The sequence below is a fragment of the Pseudoalteromonas sp. NSLLW24 genome, assembly GCF_015864725.1.
GTDB lineage: Bacteria > Pseudomonadota > Gammaproteobacteria > Enterobacterales > Alteromonadaceae > Pseudoalteromonas > Pseudoalteromonas arctica.
In genome coordinates this window covers 286,509-303,297 of record NZ_JADYWQ010000005.1, presented here as the reverse complement: position 1 = coordinate 303,297, position 16,789 = coordinate 286,509, and the positions used below count along the sequence as shown (strand labels likewise).

Here is a 16,789-nt window from a genome sequence, read left to right as displayed (position 1 = left end):
GGCGCAGGAGGATTCGAACCTCCGACCGCTCGGTTCGTAGCCGAGTACTCTATCCAGCTGAGCTATGCACCCACTTTCATTTTTACTATTACTTGTTTTTACTCTAAGTGAGAGTTTATAAAGTGGTGGGCGCAGGACGTATCTTGTAAGAATGAACCTCCGACCGTTTGGCTTTAGCCAACACTTTACTTTTTTATACTCTAAGTATGAGTCTATAAAGTGGTGGGCGCAGGAGGATTCGAACCTCCGACTGCTTGGTTCTCAATTCGCCTAAACCTACATTTCACTTTATTTCACTTTATTTTAGGCACAAAAAAACCGACTTAATGTCGGCTTATTTATGAAAGTGGTGGGCGCAGGAGGATTCGAACCTCCGACCGCTCGGTTCGTAGCCGAGTACTCTATCCAGCTGAGCTATGCACCCACTTTCATAGATTGCTTATTTAAACTCTAAGCAGAGCGTATAAATTCAGACATAAAAAAACCGATTTCCATCGGTTTATTTTTCTTACACTTAAAAGTGTATGAAAATATGAAAGTGGTGGGCGCAGGAGGATTCGAACCTCCGACCGCTCGGTTCGTAGCCGAGTACTCTATCCAGCTGAGCTATGCACCCACTTTCATTTTTACTGTTACTTGTTTTTACTCTAAGTGAGAGTCTATAAAGTGGTGGGCGCAGGACGTATCTTGTAAGAATGAACCTCCGACCGTTTGGCTTTAGCCAACACTTTACTTTTTTATACTCTAAGTATGAGTCTATAAAGTGGTGGGCGCAGGAGGATTCGAACCTCCGACCGCTCGGTTCGTAGCCGAGTACTCTATCCAGCTGAGCTATGCACCCACTTTATAGTTTACTTATTTAAACTCTAAGTAGAGTTTTTGCTTATTTAGACTCTAAGCAGAGTTATTAAAGTATGGTGGGCGCAGGAGGATTCGAACCTCCGACCGCTCGGTTCGTAGCCGAGTACTCTATCCAGCTGAGCTATGCACCCATACTTTAAAACTTTACAAAACACGCCATTAAAAGAAATGGTGGAGAGGGAGGGATTCGAACCCTCGATAGAGCTACAAACTCTATACTCCCTTAGCAGGGGAGCTCCTTCGGCCACTCGGACACCTCTCCGTCTTGTGGGGCGTATAATAAAGATTTCAGAAAATATGTCAAACACTTTTCTACCAAAAACGACTATATGGTTATAGATTGCACATATGCTTGGTTTAAAAGTGTAATTAGTTTGAAATTTAAGCGGGTTACGCGTTTTTATTTGAAGGATTAACACCTAGCACGGGAACTAAGTCATCAGTTAACTGAGCCAAATACTGTTCTTGGTAACCTAACTGTTGAAATTCAGCGATACAAGCACGGTAATAAGCATTTCGTTCTTGCTCTGATGTGCCCTCTTCTGAAAAATCATCTACTCGTTTGTCTTTCATACTATTATTCTAAGTCCTTTAAGAATCTATACTTAACTGCTAAATACCAAGCAGTGTAAATTTCGTGCGTATTCTAGCTAAAACCTTTACATAAATACAACATATGTTTAAAAAATAATCATACTAAAAAGTTATAGCACTGTTAGTTTTAATATTAAAAACTGCCAATAACAATAAATTAGTGAAGCTGAATTGCACATTAACCAGCACTAATAACTACATTTAATTTTTAGTGTAGTACTTATTAATTAAAATACTAATACAAAACAAAAAACGCCGCTATTAAGCGGCGTTTATTAACTTACTTTGTTCTACCCAAAGCTTAGTCAGCTTGCGGGCGCATATGCGGGAACAAAATAACGTCTTTAATTGTAGATGAGTCAGTAAATAACATTACTAAACGGTCAATACCAATACCTTCACCTGCAGTTGGCGGTAAGCCGTACTCAAGTGCGCGTATGTAGTCTTCATCGTAATGCATTGCTTCATCATCGCCTGCGTCTTTCTCTTCAACTTGGCGTGTAAAGCGCTCTGCTTGGTCTTGTGCATCGTTAAGCTCAGAGAAACCATTTGCAAGTTCACGACCGCCAACAAAAAATTCAAAACGGTCGGTAACAAATGCATTTTCGTCGTTACGGCGTGCAAGTGGAGAAACTTCCCACGGGTAGCCAGTAATAAACGTAGGTTGAATAAGCATGTGCTCTGCTGTTTCTTCAAATATTTCACACAAGAACTTACCTGGGCCCCAAACACAATTTTCAGGAATTTTAACGTGTACTTGTTTAGCGTACGCTTTTAATTCGTCAAAGTGGTTTTCTGGGTCGTTAAATACCGCAGCATCAAACTCAGGGTTATATTTTAATATTGCGTCCGCCATGCTTAAACGTGTAAACGGTTGGCCAAAGTCGTATTCAACTGAGTCAATTACTTCGCCGTTTTCGTCTTTAGTTGTATTAACTACAACTGCACTACCTAGTACGTTTTCTGCAACCGTACGAAGCATGTCTTCGGTGATGTTCATCAGGTCGATGTAATCAGCATATGCTTGGTAAAATTCAATCATTGTGAATTCTGGATTGTGACGCGTAGATAACCCTTCGTTACGGAAGTTACGGTTAATTTCGAATACACGGTCAAAACCACCTACCACTAAGCGCTTTAAGTAAAGCTCAGGCGCTATACGTAAGTACATGTCGATATCAAGCGCATTATGGTGAGTTACAAACGGACGTGCAGATGCACCTCCAGGTATAACCTGTAGCATTGGTGTTTCTACTTCCATAAAGTCACGGTCTGCTAAAAAGCGACGAATGCCTTCAACTACTTGTGAACGAATGCGGAATGTTTCGCGCGTTGCTTCGTTAGTAATTAAATCAACGTAACGTTGGCGGTACTTTGTTTCTTGATCTGATAAGCCATGGAATTTTTCAGGCAACGGACGAAGTGACTTAGTTAATAATTGGTACTCAGTCATTTCTACGTATAAATCGCCTTTACCTGATTTATTTAATGCGCCTTTAACACCAATAATATCGCCAGTGTCTAGTTGACCATATTTTTCTTTAAGATCTTTTTGAACATCTTTAGATGCATACGCTTGTACGCGACCTTTCATGTCTTGAATTACAAAAAACGGTCCACGCTTTGCTAAAATACGGCCAGCGATAGACACAACTTCTTGCATCTCTACTAATTCTTCTTTGCTCTTATCACCAAACTGGGCTTGCAAATCAGCCGTGTAATGCTCACGACGGAATTGGTTTGGATGACCGTTGGCTGGGCAATTTTCGCGTATAGCGTCTAACTTGCCGCGACGCTCAGCGATTAACTTGTTTTCGTCTTGGATTTTATCAGTCATTTTTTAGCTCTTTATTAGCTTGGTGGTTATAGGCCAGATTTAAGGCTGGCTTCAATAAATTTATCTAAGTTACCGTCAAGTACCGATTGGGTATTGCGGTTTTCAACGCCTGTACGTAAATCTTTAATGCGTGCGTCATCAAGTACGTATGAACGAATTTGACTACCCCAACCAATATCAGATTTAGCATCTTCTTGCGTTTGTTTTTCAGCATTTTGCTGTTGTAGCTCAAGCTCAAATAATTTAGCTTTTAACTGCTTCATCGCTTGGGCTTTATTTTTATGCTGTGAACGCTCGTTTTGACACTGCACTACGGTATTTGTTGGTACGTGAGTGATACGAACCGCCGATTCGGTGGTGTTAACGTGCTGACCACCCGCGCCCGATGCACGGTAAACGTCTATACGCAGGTCTGACGGATTCATATCAATTTCAATATTATCGTCAACTTCTGGGTATACAAACGCAGAAGCAAATGAAGTATGACGACGACCACTTGAGTCAAATGGACTTTTACGTACTAAGCGATGCACACCAGTTTCTGTGCGTAACCAACCGTAAGCGTATTCGCCAACAAAGCGGACAGTTGCGCCTTTAATACCAGCAACATCACCGTCGGTCGCTTCAACTAGCTCAACTTTAAAGCCTTTAGCCTCGCCCCAACGTAAATACATACGAAGTAGAATATTACACCAGTCTTGTGCTTCAGTACCGCCAGAACCTGATTGTAAATCAAGGTACGCATCGTTTGAGTCATGAGGACCTGAAAACATACGACGAAACTCTAAACCTTCTAACTGTCCGTTTAAATCAGCAAGCTCAGTTTGCGCTTCAATAAAGGTATCTTCGTCTTCAGCCTCTACAGCAAGCTCAAGTAAGCCTTCAACATCATCAGTACCGGCTACAAGGTTGTCGATTGTTTCAACAACAGCTTCTAATGCTGACTTTTCACGGCCAAGCGCTTGTGCGCGTTCAGGCTCATTCCACACGGCTGAATCTTCAAGCTCGGCGTTAACTTCTTCTAAGCGTTCTTGTTTAAGAGCGTAGTCAAAGGTACCCCCGAAGCAATTCAGTACGTTCGCGAATTTCCTTGATTTGATTAATCACAGGATTCACTTCAAACATGTACATCACTCCAAAATGGCTAGGTAATTGCGCCCCTTTAAATGGGATTTTCGCAATAAATTATCGTCAAATGATAAAAACGCCCGATTTTAACAAAAAACCGCGCGCTTTATTAGCATTTTATGCATGATATTACATATTTTTTAGTGTACTTTTTTAAGCTCTCTAACTATTAATTGCAGCGTAAATTTACCTCTAAACTCATTTATATCGAGCTGGTACGCTACTTTTACAAACTTCGCCTCAGTATCTGGCCATTCTTTTACATCAATACCAAAAGCAATGGCGTCAACTAATCGACCAGATTGATGCTTTAACACGAGCTTTAAATGCTTTTCGCCTACTATGCGCTGCTGTATTACTTCAAAGGTATGCTCAAACACCGGCTCAGGAAATTGCTGACCCCACGGGCCCGATTGCTTTAATAGCTGGGCAAATTCCATCGTAAAGCAGTCGTTTGGCAGCTCACCGTCGGTAAATACAATGCAGCGCTTACTTTCTTCACTCAGTTGCGCGCTAACAGCGGCATCAAACGCTTTTTTAAAGTCGTTAAAGTGCTGCTCGTTAATACTTAAGCCGGCTGCCATGGCGTGGCCACCAAATTTATTAATTAAGTGTGGGTCGGCTGTATTAAGCCCTTCGAGTAAATCGCGCATGTGCAGCCCTTCAATAGAGCGGCACGAGCCTTTAATCTCACCGTTTTCGCCACCAGCAAATATAACGGTTGGACGGTGGTATTTTTCTTTTAAGCGACCAGCCAAAATTCCAATAACACCTTGATGCCAATCGTCTTGAAACAAACAAATAGCATCAGGGATGTTATCGTCGCTAAATGCGAGCCTATCAAGCACGGCTTGCGCCTCGGCTTGCATGCCTTGTTCTATTTCGCGCCTTGCAAAGTTTAAGCTATCGAGCTCGCCGGCTATACTACGCGCTTGGTTTATGTCGGTGCTAAGCAAGCACGCTATACCCAAACTCATGTCGTCCAATCGCCCTGCTGCATTTAAACGCGGCGCAAGTGAAAAGCCAAAGTCGCTTGCGCTTAAGCGGGCAGCATTGCGGTTAGCCACTTCAATAAGCGCGGTAATACCAGGGCGTGTTTTACCACTGCGAATACGTGCTAAACCTTGGTGTACTAAGGTACGGTTATTTGCATCAAGTGCCACTACATCGGCAACCGTGCCAAGCGCTACAATGTCGAGCAAGTTAGCTAAATTAGGCGGCGGTTGCTGCTCAAAATAACCTAAATCTCGCATTACGCTTCTCAGCGCTATTAATAAGTAAAAAGCAACGCCAACGCCTGCAATAGATTTAGACGGAAAATCACATTCATGTCTATTTGGATTTACTATTGCATCGGCATTTGGCAGCTGTTCACCTTGTAAGTGGTGATCTGTTACCAGCACTTTTATGCCAACCGCTTTTAAAATATCAATACCGGCAATACACGATATGCCGTTATCTACGGTGATCACTAAATCAGGTTTTATTTGTACTATTTGCTCAGCAAGCGCGGGGCTTAAGCCATATCCTAAGCTAAACCTGTCAGGAATTAAGTAATCTAAATGCTTAAAGCCAAACATCTCAAGGCCTTGCATTAAAGTTGCAGTGCTTGTTGCGCCATCGGCATCAAAGTCGCCAACTATTAATATTTGGCTTTGCGCTTTTAATGCTTCAATTAATAAGTCGCTGGCTTTGTCGATGTCTTTAAACAATTTAAAGTCGTGAAGCGTAGCTACGCTGTTATTTAGCTCTTCGGCATTGAATACATTGCGGTTAGCATAAATTTGTTTAATTACAGGGTGTAAATTACTCGGCAGATGCGAGTCGTCAACGTTTTCACGCGCAATGATTAGTTTTTTCATGCAGGGTTTTAACTTATTGAGTCGTATTAAAAAGACAAAAAAAGGCCATTAAGGCCTTTTTAATAATAACTAAGCGTTTAATTACGACGCTTTGTTAGCTTCTAATGCTGCTTTTAGTGCTGCTGCTGGCTGGTAACCAGGGATCATTGTACCATCTTCTAAAATAATAGCGGGTGTGCCGCTAATACCAAAGCTTTGACCTAATTGGTAATGCTCTGCAACCGGTGCGCTACAGCCTGCAACTACTTTAGTGCTTGTGCCCGATTTAGCTTCTGTTAGTGCTTCTTGCTGATCGCGTGCACACCATACATTCATTAAATCTGCGTAACCTGAACCCTGTAAGCCACCACGTGGAAACGCTAAGTACTTAACGGTAATACCCGCATCAAGTAAATCGTCTAACTCGCGGTGTAATTTACGACAGTAACCACAGCTAATGTCAGTAAATACAGTAATGCTGTGTTTTTCGTTTGGCGCTTTGTACACAATCATCGATTCTTCGTATTCTTTAAGACCTTCAACACGCACGCCATTTAATGCTTGCTCTGTTAGGTTATTACGATTATTTAAATCAATTAACGTACCTTGCATTAAATATTGACCGTCTGGACTTGCGTAAAGCACGCCCTTGTTAGTAATCAATTCTTTTAAACCCGTTACTGGACTTGGGTTAATTTGCTTTACAGTTACACCAAGCTCGGCAAATTTAGTAATAATAGGATCATTAGTATCTGGTGTTACAGCAACGCCATTTGCAAATGCACTAATACTTGTGCACAACATGGCACCTGCTAACATTAATTTTTTCATAACTTCTCTCTATCCTAAAAATACTTAATATATTGACCGGCTTAATGATACTTACTTTCAAACTTACGCACGCGGATGATGCTCTGCATGTACCGACTTTAACCGTTCATTGGCAACATGGGTATAAATTTGCGTAGTTGATAAATCGCTATGGCCCAACATCATTTGTACCACACGTAAATCTGCCCCATGATTTAATAAGTGCGTAGCAAAAGCATGGCGCATAGTATGGGGCGATAATGGAGACTCAACTGCTGCCAAAATAGCATAGTGTTTAATTCTATGCCAAAAGGTTTGTCGCGTCATGCCTACTCCGCGTTTAGATGGGAACACAAAATCGGTGGCATGTTTTATCATTTGCGCACGCCCACCCTTTAAAAATTGCTCAAGCCAATACATGGCTTCTTCACCCAGTGGAACTAAGCGCTCTTTATTACCTTTACCTTTTACAAACACCACTGCTTGGCGCAAATTAATTTGCTCCATGCGCAGTCCAACAAGCTCACTTACACGCAAACCCGTTGCATAAAGTAGCTCTAGCATGGCTTTATCGCGCAGTCCCATCGCTTCTTCGGTATTAGGCGCATTTAATAATGCCTCAACTTCGGCCTCTGAGAGTGTTTTAGGTAACGACTGCCCTGCTTTTGGCTGAGAAATATTTACCATGGGGGTGTCGCTAATTAGTTTTTCGCGCACAAAGTACTGATAAAAACGCTTTAACGCACTAATGCTACGTGCCGTACTGCGTGGTTTTAATCCTAAATCGACTCGGTGCGCTAAGTAACTTTCTACATCAAGCCCTGTTACCGTCATTAAATTTTCGCCCTTTAAAAATAGGCAAAACTTATCTAAATCACTGCGATAAGCACTTAATGTGTTTTCGCTTACGCCTTGTTCTAAGTACAGGCTATCTAAAAAGGTTTCTAGGTAGTCGCTATTACTGCTCATACTGCTATTATTTTCAAAAGAATCGTCAGATAGCGTTGTCACATTATGCTCTCATGCTTTGCTAAGGTATCAATTAAAAATACCTTACGGTAAACTTGAGCCTATCATATCAGGCAATTACACAGTGATAAATACGATGCAAATTGGTTTATTTTTTGGTTCTACTACGTGCTACACCGAAATGGCAGCAGAAAAGATTCGCGACATTATTGGTGCCGATATAGTTACCCTGCACAATATTAAAGACGAGCCACTAAAAAATGCAGAGCAGTATGACTTTATCATCTTTGGTATTTCAACATGGGATTTTGGTGAAATACAAGAAGACTGGGAGTCAAAGTGGGACGACATAGCCGACGTAAACCTAAATGGTAAAACCATTGCTTTATTTGGCATGGGCGATCAACAAGGTTACGGGCAGTGGTTTCAAGATGCGCTAGGCATGCTACACGACGAAATAAATACGCAAACATTTACTCAACTTGGTTTTTGGCCAAACGACAGTAGCTACGAGTTTGAAGCTTCAAAAGCATTGACGCCTGATGGTAAACAGTTTGTAGGACTCGCGCTCGACGAAGACAGTCAATACGAGCTAAGCGACGACCGCATTGCAACATGGGTTGAACAGGTAATGACTGAATACGGCGAAACGCTTTAATTCACTTATCAATACCGACAAATAAAAAGTAAAAAGCCCACAACTAGTTTAGCTGCGGGCTTTTTAATTAATATAAATCAATTTATTGAAACGTCATCACATTGGTTGTTTGTGGGTAGTACCCATCTGCCATAACAATGTACGGTAGTAAATTACTTAACCATTTTTGCTGCACGCTTTCGCTATAGTTTAAATAAAGCTTACCTTCGTGAATATAAAATGCTTCTGGGTCTATACCTACAGCGTTACCTTCATCAGCCATTGCATAAGCACACCAACCACCGTATTGCGGTGCATAACGTTTTGGGTTTTCTGCAAATGTCGTTTTGTTTTCTTCACTCGAAAAGTGCCAGTTGGCACCTAAATAACTAAACGTGTATTTGTCGCTGCCTTTAACGGCTTTATTTTGCGTAAAATAAGCAACGCTGTCGTACCCTTTAATAGCCGTGTTATTAAACCAACCCGTATTTACAGCATCATCCTTTGCATTTGCCTCACCGCTTATTAACAGTGCGCTAAGCATTATTAAAGCAACTATGTACTTAATCATCTTTTTTCCTTTATTATTTACTCAAAATTGAATGCCAATTAAATATAGCTGGCTTAGTGAGTAAGAAAGGCAAAGCGCAAAAATGATTTCAGTTAATACTTAATTATTTAACGCCCAGTGATTAAATAAGTAGTAAAACTTACTCTACTTTTAGCCAATATTGGTTTCGATAAAAAAAGCCAATGTAGCCGCGTACTTCGAGCTTTTCACCTTCATCTTGCGGGGTTAGTTGTAAAGTGTAGGTTTTACCATTTGTTGGGTCGAGTATTTCACCGTCTCCCCAAACGCCATCATCTTGTACTTTTACACCCGTGATTATAGTCATTCCTAAAATAGGCTGATCTTTTAACTCATCATCACATTTGCTGCATATATCGTTTTGTTTTGCCGGGTTAAGAATGGTTTCAACTTTGCCGCTTAATACACCGTTGGTTTGGGTAATACGTACATACGACTTAGCTTGGTTTGTATCCTCATCAATTGTTTTCCAAAGCCCTACTGGCGAAATAGCAGCAAACACACCTTGGCTTGCAAAAATGGTGGCTGCTAACGTGCTAAGTAATGCTAATTTATTTAACTTTTTCATTGTGTTGCCTTTTAAATTAAGTGGCCAATGGCTAAATCATATCAGGTGATTTATAAACACACTATTAAAGCGCTGTACATAAAATAAAAAACTAAAAGCAAAAAACCTAAACTAATAATCATTAGTTTAGGTTTAAGGATCTGTAGCATAAAACAAAGCAACGTATTACCTCACTTTAAAAACAACATCCCCTATTTTTAGATTTGAATATTCAGGCTCAACTAAAGATAATTCGTTATTATCAATCATGCTTTTAAGGTATCTAATCTCTTCAGGATTTTCGACATTCATATATCTTGAGCGCCACTTACCCATGTCGAATAACCAGAAATATGCGGCTATATTTTCATTACTTTCGTCAATCACTATAAAATCTAGATCATCATCTTTGTTTAAATCCATGCCAATGAAATAGTAAGTATGTTCTTTTAAAGAGTTACGATCGTAAAAATGTTGATCAGAAAATACGGCCTCTATTAAACCTTGAGGTATTAGCGCTTGTGATGGCCAAAATACACTGCGCTCAATAAAATCATCGACTGTGTGTTCAAGCGTTAAAGCAAACTCATTATTTACATACATCCTATCGATGATAGCGTATTGCTCTGGGTGACTCGTTTCAATTTTCTGTTTTAATAACTGCATAGCTAAATAACCTTGGCGACCTAAGCTGTGCTCAAAATAGTAATAGTCAAACTTTTCTATTGTTACTTTATCTGCATCTAAACGCGCTATTTGGCTGTTTGTAGATAAGCTTTGAAAATTTAATAAAGGGGAGTTAACAGCAAGCATACTAACGAGCACCACCCACCCCATCACAATATTTATTTTGCTAAGCGGCTCTAGCCAATTGTCTCGCTTTGTTATAATTCCAACAAGATAACTAAACGAAAAACACGCCAATAAAAACCAAATCAAAATGCCCCAACAACGATCTACTGTTAGCCCATGCTGCTCTACCCGTAAGTAAATTCCATAGGCAGAAATAACACTATAAACGGGAAGTAACGCAACGCTTATAAAAACGAGTCGGTGCAAGAGCATGTGATAAGGGCGAACTGATGAGTCATCTTTATAAACAGTGTTAACAAAAAACAACGTGAGCACCTGCAGCCACATTACTAATAAACTGCCACTTCCGGTCTCCCATAATTTATTGAGTCCGGTAAAAGGAAGTGTTGCTAAAAAACCGAGAGAAATAACTGATAAAACAGGCAATAAAAACTTAATTAAAGTTTGTAGTAAAAAAGCGATATTATCTTCCATGTTCAAAAGCTTTCTAAATATGACACTCGCAAAGGCAAATGCGAGCGTTAAGGTTGGGATCCAAAACCATTCATTTCTTAGTAGCTTAGAGAAAAATTTTATATCTAAAATATCAAATAAAGCCGCACCTAAATTTAGAATTCCCCAAAAAATAAGTACAAACAGCCAGCATTCTCCAAATATTATAAAATTACGCCAAGAGAGCTTAAATAAACGACTGTAACTAACATTTTCTGAGCTACCAAATTGTTGTATGTACATAAGGCCTTTAAAGCCAGCTATTAAACTAGTAAAAATAAAAACTGACATTAAAGTGTTATTACTTACGTACTCTTGAGGCTCTTGCTGAAAGCCAACATACGCCCCCAATAAAGATAACAACAAGGAAAAAGGAAGGATTAAAAGCAACGACGTTTTTATATTATTTTTATTAACGGTCATTAGCATTAATAAAGGAAAGCTCATAGAAAATGTAATAAGTGAGACTAACCATGTAGGGCTTGTTGCTGGCCACACATTATTTTCTATACTGCTATACAAAAGGGTAAGAGCAACAGCCTGTAATACGGCAAGTATAATTATAAAAGATTTTGGTAACTGACTATCCATATCTGTTCTCAACAATAGGTTTTAGTCAGTTTGCGTTATTCGTTCCTATTTTACAATTGCTTCACATTTTCAAATAAAATGCTTTGCACAGGTCTATATAATCAGCAGTGTAGGTATTATCTAAGTTTCTAATACACAGAATTGATGCTTCTATATCGCTTTTTACGTAGCTAAATGTCATTAAACTGCGGCTAATCCCTTTATTGGGCGTGGCTTTTACTTGGCAATGAGCATTTAAATAAAGCCCATTTTGAGTAGCAAGCTCAATAAATAATGCGCCTTCAACGCTTGGGAGTATTAAGCTAAAGCGAGAACCACTATGGCTTAAATGTTTAAACGCATTAATTAACTCTTCAAAACTTAGGCCGTCGGTATGACGTGCGGTATTACGCGCAGCATCATCGCCTTTTAAACTGTGATTAAAATACGGTGGATTAGAGATAACCACGTCAAATTTAACTTCACTACTAAAGCTTTGAATAGTTTGGTGCGTAATACTTATAGTTGGCCACGGGCTATTAGCTACATTTTGTAATGCTTGGGTATAGGCGCTTTCGTCAATTTCTACCGCAGTTATACCAAGCTCATTACTGCGCTGCTTACACATTAGTGCTAGTAAGCCGGTGCCGGTGCCTATATCAAGTAATGACTTTGCACCGCTTAAATTAGCCCATGCGCCAAGCAAAATGCCATCGGTAGAAACTTTCATTGCACAGTGGTCGTGTTCAACTTTAAATTGTTTAAATACAAAACCAGACATTTTTTCACCTTTTCATTCACCAAGCGCAGCATAGCGCGTATAATCAGGGTAATTGTCCCTTATTTTAGACACTCTATGCAATTTTCTGAATTTGATCTTGATAACAAGCTACTCGATGCCATTAATAAAATGGGCTACGAGACGCCAACCAGCATTCAACAACAAGCTATTCCTGAAGCACTACAGGGGCGCGATATTTTAGCATCTGCGCCTACTGGTACAGGTAAAACAGCGGCATTTTTAATTCCGGCTATTCAGTACTTACTGGATTTCCCACGTCGTGACCCTGGTTTTGCGCGCGTACTCGTTATGACCCCGACTCGTGAGCTGGCTTATCAAATTCATGAACAATGTGAACTGCTAGCTAAACGCACACACCTAAAAATTGGTGTAGTAACAGGCGGTATTAACTACGGCACGCATAAAGAAATTTTTGAAAAAAATAACGATATTTTAATCGCCACACCAGGTCGATTAATGGAATACCTAGAAACCGAAAACTTTCATGCTGAACACGTAGAAATGCTTATTATTGATGAAGCAGATCGCATGTTAGATATGGGTTTCAAAAAAGAAATGAGCCGTATTTGTGACGAAGCTAAAAATCGTCGCCAATGTTTTTTATTCTCAGCAACACTTGAAGGTGACAGCGTAGAAAGGTTTGCTGAAAAAACATTAAACGACCCAGCTCTATTAGAAGCCGAATCGTCACGTAAAGAAAAGGCTAAAATTCACCAATGGGTACATTTAGCCGACGATTATCATCACAAACTTGAATTATTAGTTAATACGCTAAAAAATCCTGACGTAACTAAAGCGATTGTGTTTGTTAAAACTCGCGAACGCTTAGAAACATTGATTGGCGAACTTACAACTAATGATGTAAAAGCAGCGTGGTTACGCGGCGAAATGCCACAAGACAAACGTATGAAAGCCATGGAAAACTTCCACAGTGGCAAAACAAGCATATTAGTTGCTACCGACGTAGCTGCACGTGGTATTGATGTATCTGACATCAGCCACGTTATTAACTTTGATATGCCGCGTACTGCCGACGTATATGTACACCGTATTGGTCGTACTGGCCGTGCTGGTAAAAAAGGGATAGCAATATCGCTAGTTGAAGCACACGATATTGGTATTTTATATAAAGTAGAACGCTACGTTGAGCAAAAGTTAAAACGCCGTGTAATTAGAGGCGTTGAGCCACAGCATAAAGAAGCTAAGCCACCGGCTAAAAAGCGTAAAGACCCAGTAAAAATGAAAGCTAAGAAAAAGGCTAAGGTTAAAAAGAAAAAGTAACCTAAAACATTTTTATACTAAGCCGACTTTTGTCGGCTTTTTAATGCAAGCCTTGCAGGCTCTGCTGTTTGTACCTGTTACATATGTAACCCAAGCATGTAACTCATACTCATTTAAATGTAATTTTTGCCCACCTGAATTCCCACTTAATAAAAATCCCTTATATTTCATAGCGTTAATATTGGCACCGAAATTGTAACTACAAAGATAACCTAGCCGATGGAATTTCCATATTGTGGCTGCACTATTCACTGTAATGTAAGGATTAAGTTATGAACCGCTTCAAGTTAACTATCGCTTTAGTATCATTTTGTTGTTTATTTTTATTAGCTTGCGCTACAAAAGTAAGTGCAGCAACCAACATGGCCGTAGTAAGCAGTGTAGCCACTCAACCTAACTTACAACAAGCTATCACCAACACCCTACGAACGAATCCTAACCTAGCGTTAAGTGATATTCGTGTGCAGGTAAAAAATGGTGAAGTAGATTTATACGGTGAAGCACAAACTGGTTTTCAGCGCGCACTAGCTCAAAAGTTTTTAGAAAATATGGATGGCGTAAAAATCATTCGTAACAAAATTAGCGTTATTTAACATGTTAGAATAAAACATAAATATGTTGGAAGTTTGTAATTTACGAGCTCGTCGGTTGCAAAGTGTCTCACCAAATCTAATATTTATTTATGCGCGTGCACTATTTGGCACGCGCTTATTTACGTCTTTTATGGTACGTCCCTGTAACATCCTACCGTAGTTATATCTGTATGATTAGCGTCATTAAATCAAAGATTTCTAAATTAATGGAGTAAGTTAAAGACTAAACTTTTGGGCCTCATCATTTAAACCGTTTGCCATTCTAGACAATTCGCTACTTGACTGTGCAATATCTCTAACTGCCTGCTCGGTCTCTGATATACCCATATTTATGACACCTATATTTCGTGATATTTCATCGATGGTGGTTGCCTGCTGCTCAGAGGCGGTTGCAATTTGAACAACCATATCAAAAATGTCATCTACTGCTTTGCCTACATTACTATTGATTAAGTTTGCTTTCTTAGCTATTTCCTGAACTTGAGTTGTTTGTCCTACATTGTCTGTCATTGCTTGAACAGCTGCGTTACTGGCACTCACAACAGCTTCAATGATCACTTCAACCTCCATTGTAGACTCTTGCGTAGACTTAGCTAAGCTTCGTACTTCATCAGCAACAACAGCAAAACCACGCCCTTGTTCACCAGCTCTAGCTGCTTCAATTGCTGCGTTCAAAGCAAGTAAATTAGTCTGATCAGCTATCTTTTTAATAACGCCTAATACATTCACTATTTTTTCTGAATTATGCTTCAACTCCGTCACTTCATGTGCTGATTTTTTTGTAGCTTCTCCAAGAGAAACAAGTGCGTTGTAAGTACTATCATTATTTTCAGAGCCTTCTCGAGCCATTCTTTGAATATTTTCACATAATAATGATGCACTAGCAGTTGTACTCGCTATCTCTTTTACTGTTTCAGTCATTTCGGTAGTGGCGGCTGCAACTTGTATAGTTTGTGCTTGCTGCTCGGTAACTGCTAAGCTAGTTTGCTCAGTAACTGAGGCAAGCTCTGTTGCTGTACTGCCTTGCTGAACTGCAACGTTAGATAATTCACCAATCATTTTTCTGAGATTTTCTAACATGGTATGCAATGCAACTTGTAGCATGCCTACCTCATCGTGTGAATTAACTTCGATATTACTGCTAAGATCTCCTGCCGCCACTTTTTTAGCAAAAGTGGAAGCTACAATTATTGGGGTCGCTATTTTTCGAGAAAAGAAAACACCAATAAATACAACAACAATTGCAGCTACTATTATAGAAATCACACTAAAAAGCACAGTCTGATGGACTGGTGCAAATGCTTCTGATTCGTCAATTTCACTTAATATAATCCAGCTAAAATCTCCAATCTTTATACTATCGAAGGCAGAAAGCACGTTATTTCCATTATAATCTTTTATTATTTTAGTACCATGTTGAGCATTCAAAGCTAAATTTACAGCCTCTGTATCAGCACCATTATTTGTTACAGTTCCTGCAAAACTTGCTTTGAGTGAATGTCCTTCAGGGTCAAGATATGAATCAGAACGCATTAGCTTATCTTCTCCAACTAGGTAACTCTCACCAGTTTCTCCCATCCCTTCGCGAACACCCATTATTTGATTAGTCCCTTTGCTCGAAAGCTGTAAAGCAACTATTGTATCGCTACCATCAACAGGTATAGCAATAAACGCAGCGGGTTCTCCATTACTTGGTGCATACGGTTTGTAATCAGCAATACTAAAACTTTTAGATTGTTTAACCTCTTTAATTAAATCTCCTAAATTTGAACTCGCATATTTCCCTTGTAATATGTTTGTTTGATAATCAGATTCTCTAGCTTGAGTGTAATAAATAAGCCCATTGTTATTAATTAAAAACACATCGTAATAGTCATACTTCTGTATATATTCTGTAAAAAAGCGATCATAGTTGTCTTCCTCAAGCTGCGGAACAATTAAAGCCAAAAGCTCAATATCTGCTCTTTTTTGATTAAAATAATTTTCGATCTGAGTTTTTTTTATTTGATTAATCGCCTCAAGCGACTGAGATATATTGTATTCGACGCGTGATTTTGATTGTAATGTAGAAATTGTAGTAATTATGAGGGCGGGTATTATCCCTACGAGTAGGAAAATTAATGTTAGCTTAGTTTTTAAACTCCAGTGACTCGTTTGAAAAGCTGAATTTTCTTTCTTGCTTGGCATTTGTATTTACTAAATAAAGAGCAGTTAAGTTAAATCTAGCCTACCAAAAGCTAAAAATAAATTTATTTATTCAAAAACCTCGAATTTACAGGGGGAAACAAACAAAAAAGGAACATAAAAACACTAAAATGCATTTATTATCCAAACACCTCGTTGTTTATATATTTGTAATGGTTACAAGTTTATTTATTGCGCTCTTATTGGAAAATGATAATTTATACTTATATGAAGGGACTTA

Annotated in this window: 14 protein-coding genes and 5 tRNA genes; 3 read left to right on the top strand and 16 right to left on the bottom strand. The window is 39.3% G+C overall.

All coding sequences use genetic code 11. The annotated features are described in order from the left end of the window. Positions 1 to 347: 347 nt before the first annotated feature. The 11 genes from I6E72_RS07745 to xerD all read right to left on the bottom strand — a co-directional run bounded on the left by I6E72_RS07745 (position 348) and on the right by xerD (position 8,082). Positions 348 to 424, bottom strand: a tRNA-Arg gene (locus I6E72_RS07745). A gap of 115 nt (positions 425 to 539) precedes the next feature. Next, positions 540 to 616 (bottom strand) — tRNA-Arg (locus I6E72_RS07740). Positions 617 to 764: 148 nt separating this feature from the next. Next, positions 765 to 841: transfer RNA gene (locus I6E72_RS07735), tRNA-Arg, on the bottom strand. Positions 842 to 915: 74 nt separating this feature from the next. Next, positions 916 to 992, bottom strand: a tRNA-Arg gene (locus I6E72_RS07730). Between the two features lie 38 nt (positions 993 to 1,030). After that, positions 1,031 to 1,123, bottom strand: a tRNA-Ser gene (locus tag I6E72_RS07725). A 128-nt stretch (positions 1,124 to 1,251) separates the two neighbouring features. Then, positions 1,252 to 1,434 carry a hypothetical protein gene (locus I6E72_RS07720; RefSeq protein ID WP_024597674.1) on the bottom strand — a complete coding sequence of 61 codons (183 nt, stop codon included), beginning with the start codon at positions 1,432 to 1,434 and terminating at the stop codon, positions 1,252 to 1,254. Between the two features lie 322 nt (positions 1,435 to 1,756). Continuing rightward, complete coding sequence (gene lysS, locus I6E72_RS07715; RefSeq protein WP_024597675.1) at positions 1,757 to 3,292, bottom strand: lysine--tRNA ligase; 1,536 nt, start codon at positions 3,290 to 3,292, stop codon at positions 1,757 to 1,759. 26 nt (positions 3,293 to 3,318) lie between these two features. Next, a protein-coding gene (gene prfB, locus I6E72_RS07710) for a peptide chain release factor 2 (protein WP_165722105.1) occupies positions 3,319 to 4,417 on the bottom strand; the annotation gives its coding sequence in 2 pieces (ribosomal slippage) (positions 3,319 to 4,341 and positions 4,343 to 4,417; 1,098 coding nt in all). A gap of 143 nt (positions 4,418 to 4,560) precedes the next feature. Further along, positions 4,561 to 6,282 carry a single-stranded-DNA-specific exonuclease RecJ gene (gene recJ, locus I6E72_RS07705; RefSeq protein ID WP_197111703.1) on the bottom strand — a complete coding sequence of 574 codons (1,722 nt, stop codon included), beginning with the start codon at positions 6,280 to 6,282 and terminating at the stop codon, positions 4,561 to 4,563. Positions 6,283 to 6,363: 81 nt separating this feature from the next. Then, positions 6,364 to 7,092, bottom strand: coding sequence for a bifunctional protein-disulfide isomerase/oxidoreductase DsbC (gene dsbC, locus I6E72_RS07700; protein WP_197111701.1), 729 nt, complete (start codon positions 7,090 to 7,092; stop codon positions 6,364 to 6,366). 63 nt (positions 7,093 to 7,155) lie between these two features. Then, the gene (xerD, locus tag I6E72_RS07695; RefSeq protein WP_197111694.1) at positions 7,156 to 8,082 is read right to left on the bottom strand and encodes a site-specific tyrosine recombinase XerD; all 927 of its coding nucleotides are present in this window, start codon (positions 8,080 to 8,082) and stop codon (positions 7,156 to 7,158) included. A 94-nt stretch (positions 8,083 to 8,176) separates the two neighbouring features. Between xerD and fldB the strand changes: the two genes are divergently transcribed. Then, positions 8,177 to 8,698 carry a flavodoxin FldB gene (fldB, locus tag I6E72_RS07690; protein ID WP_007583764.1) on the top strand — a complete coding sequence of 174 codons (522 nt, stop codon included), beginning with the start codon at positions 8,177 to 8,179 and terminating at the stop codon, positions 8,696 to 8,698. 82 nt (positions 8,699 to 8,780) lie between these two features. Here fldB and I6E72_RS07685 read toward each other — a convergent pair whose 3' ends face one another. From I6E72_RS07685 to I6E72_RS07670, 4 genes are all read right to left on the bottom strand, one after another. Then, complete coding sequence (locus tag I6E72_RS07685) at positions 8,781 to 9,248, bottom strand: YHS domain-containing (seleno)protein (protein ID WP_197111692.1); 468 nt, start codon at positions 9,246 to 9,248, stop codon at positions 8,781 to 8,783. A gap of 139 nt (positions 9,249 to 9,387) precedes the next feature. After that, positions 9,388 to 9,834, bottom strand: a complete 447-nt coding sequence (locus I6E72_RS07680; RefSeq protein ID WP_197111690.1) for a DUF2147 domain-containing protein — start codon at positions 9,832 to 9,834, stop codon at positions 9,388 to 9,390. Between the two features lie 165 nt (positions 9,835 to 9,999). Continuing rightward, positions 10,000 to 11,709: a DUF4153 domain-containing protein gene (locus I6E72_RS07675; protein ID WP_197111689.1), complete on the bottom strand. Its 1,710-nt coding sequence runs from the start codon at positions 11,707 to 11,709 to the stop codon at positions 10,000 to 10,002. Positions 11,710 to 11,770: 61 nt separating this feature from the next. Then, entirely contained in the window at positions 11,771 to 12,469 is a 699-nt protein-coding gene (locus I6E72_RS07670; RefSeq protein ID WP_197111688.1) for a tRNA1(Val) (adenine(37)-N6)-methyltransferase, read from the bottom strand. 75 nt (positions 12,470 to 12,544) lie between these two features. On the opposite strand from I6E72_RS07670, the gene srmB reads away from it, so the two are divergent. Both srmB and I6E72_RS07660 read left to right on the top strand, forming a co-directional pair. Further along, a complete protein-coding gene (srmB, locus tag I6E72_RS07665) occupies positions 12,545 to 13,771 on the top strand; it encodes an ATP-dependent RNA helicase SrmB (RefSeq protein WP_007376476.1) in 1,227 nt (408 codons plus the stop codon). A 272-nt stretch (positions 13,772 to 14,043) separates the two neighbouring features. After that, positions 14,044 to 14,364, top strand: coding sequence for a BON domain-containing protein (locus I6E72_RS07660; protein WP_010553266.1), 321 nt, complete (start codon positions 14,044 to 14,046; stop codon positions 14,362 to 14,364). A 216-nt stretch (positions 14,365 to 14,580) separates the two neighbouring features. On the opposite strand, the gene I6E72_RS07655 is transcribed toward I6E72_RS07660, so the two are convergent. Then, positions 14,581 to 16,551 (bottom strand): methyl-accepting chemotaxis protein, encoded by a 1,971-nt coding sequence (locus I6E72_RS07655; RefSeq protein ID WP_197111687.1) that lies wholly within the window; start codon positions 16,549 to 16,551, stop codon positions 14,581 to 14,583. Between the last annotated feature and the right edge of the window lie 238 nt (positions 16,552 to 16,789).

Bases quoted from the DNA above. Each gene is read 5' to 3' on its own strand.
- I6E72_RS07720 (WP_024597674.1), bottom strand. From the start codon at position 1,434: ATGAAAGACAAACGAGTAGATGATTTTTCAGAAGAGGGCACATCAGAG.
- lysS (WP_024597675.1), bottom strand. From the start codon at position 3,292: ATGACTGATAAAATCCAAGACGAAAACAAGTTAATCGCTGAGCGTCGC.
- recJ (WP_197111703.1), bottom strand. From the start codon at position 6,282: ATGAAAAAACTAATCATTGCGCGTGAAAACGTTGACGACTCGCATCTG.
- dsbC (WP_197111701.1), bottom strand. From the start codon at position 7,092: ATGAAAAAATTAATGTTAGCAGGTGCCATGTTGTGCACAAGTATTAGT.
- fldB (WP_007583764.1), top strand. From the start codon at position 8,177: ATGCAAATTGGTTTATTTTTTGGTTCTACTACGTGCTACACCGAAATG.
- I6E72_RS07685 (WP_197111692.1), bottom strand. From the start codon at position 9,248: ATGATTAAGTACATAGTTGCTTTAATAATGCTTAGCGCACTGTTAATA.
- I6E72_RS07680 (WP_197111690.1), bottom strand. From the start codon at position 9,834: ATGAAAAAGTTAAATAAATTAGCATTACTTAGCACGTTAGCAGCCACC.
- I6E72_RS07675 (WP_197111689.1), bottom strand. From the start codon at position 11,709: ATGGATAGTCAGTTACCAAAATCTTTTATAATTATACTTGCCGTATTA.
- I6E72_RS07670 (WP_197111688.1), bottom strand. From the start codon at position 12,469: ATGTCTGGTTTTGTATTTAAACAATTTAAAGTTGAACACGACCACTGT.
- srmB (WP_007376476.1), top strand. From the start codon at position 12,545: ATGCAATTTTCTGAATTTGATCTTGATAACAAGCTACTCGATGCCATT.
- I6E72_RS07660 (WP_010553266.1), top strand. From the start codon at position 14,044: ATGAACCGCTTCAAGTTAACTATCGCTTTAGTATCATTTTGTTGTTTA.
- I6E72_RS07655 (WP_197111687.1), bottom strand. From the start codon at position 16,551: ATGCCAAGCAAGAAAGAAAATTCAGCTTTTCAAACGAGTCACTGGAGT.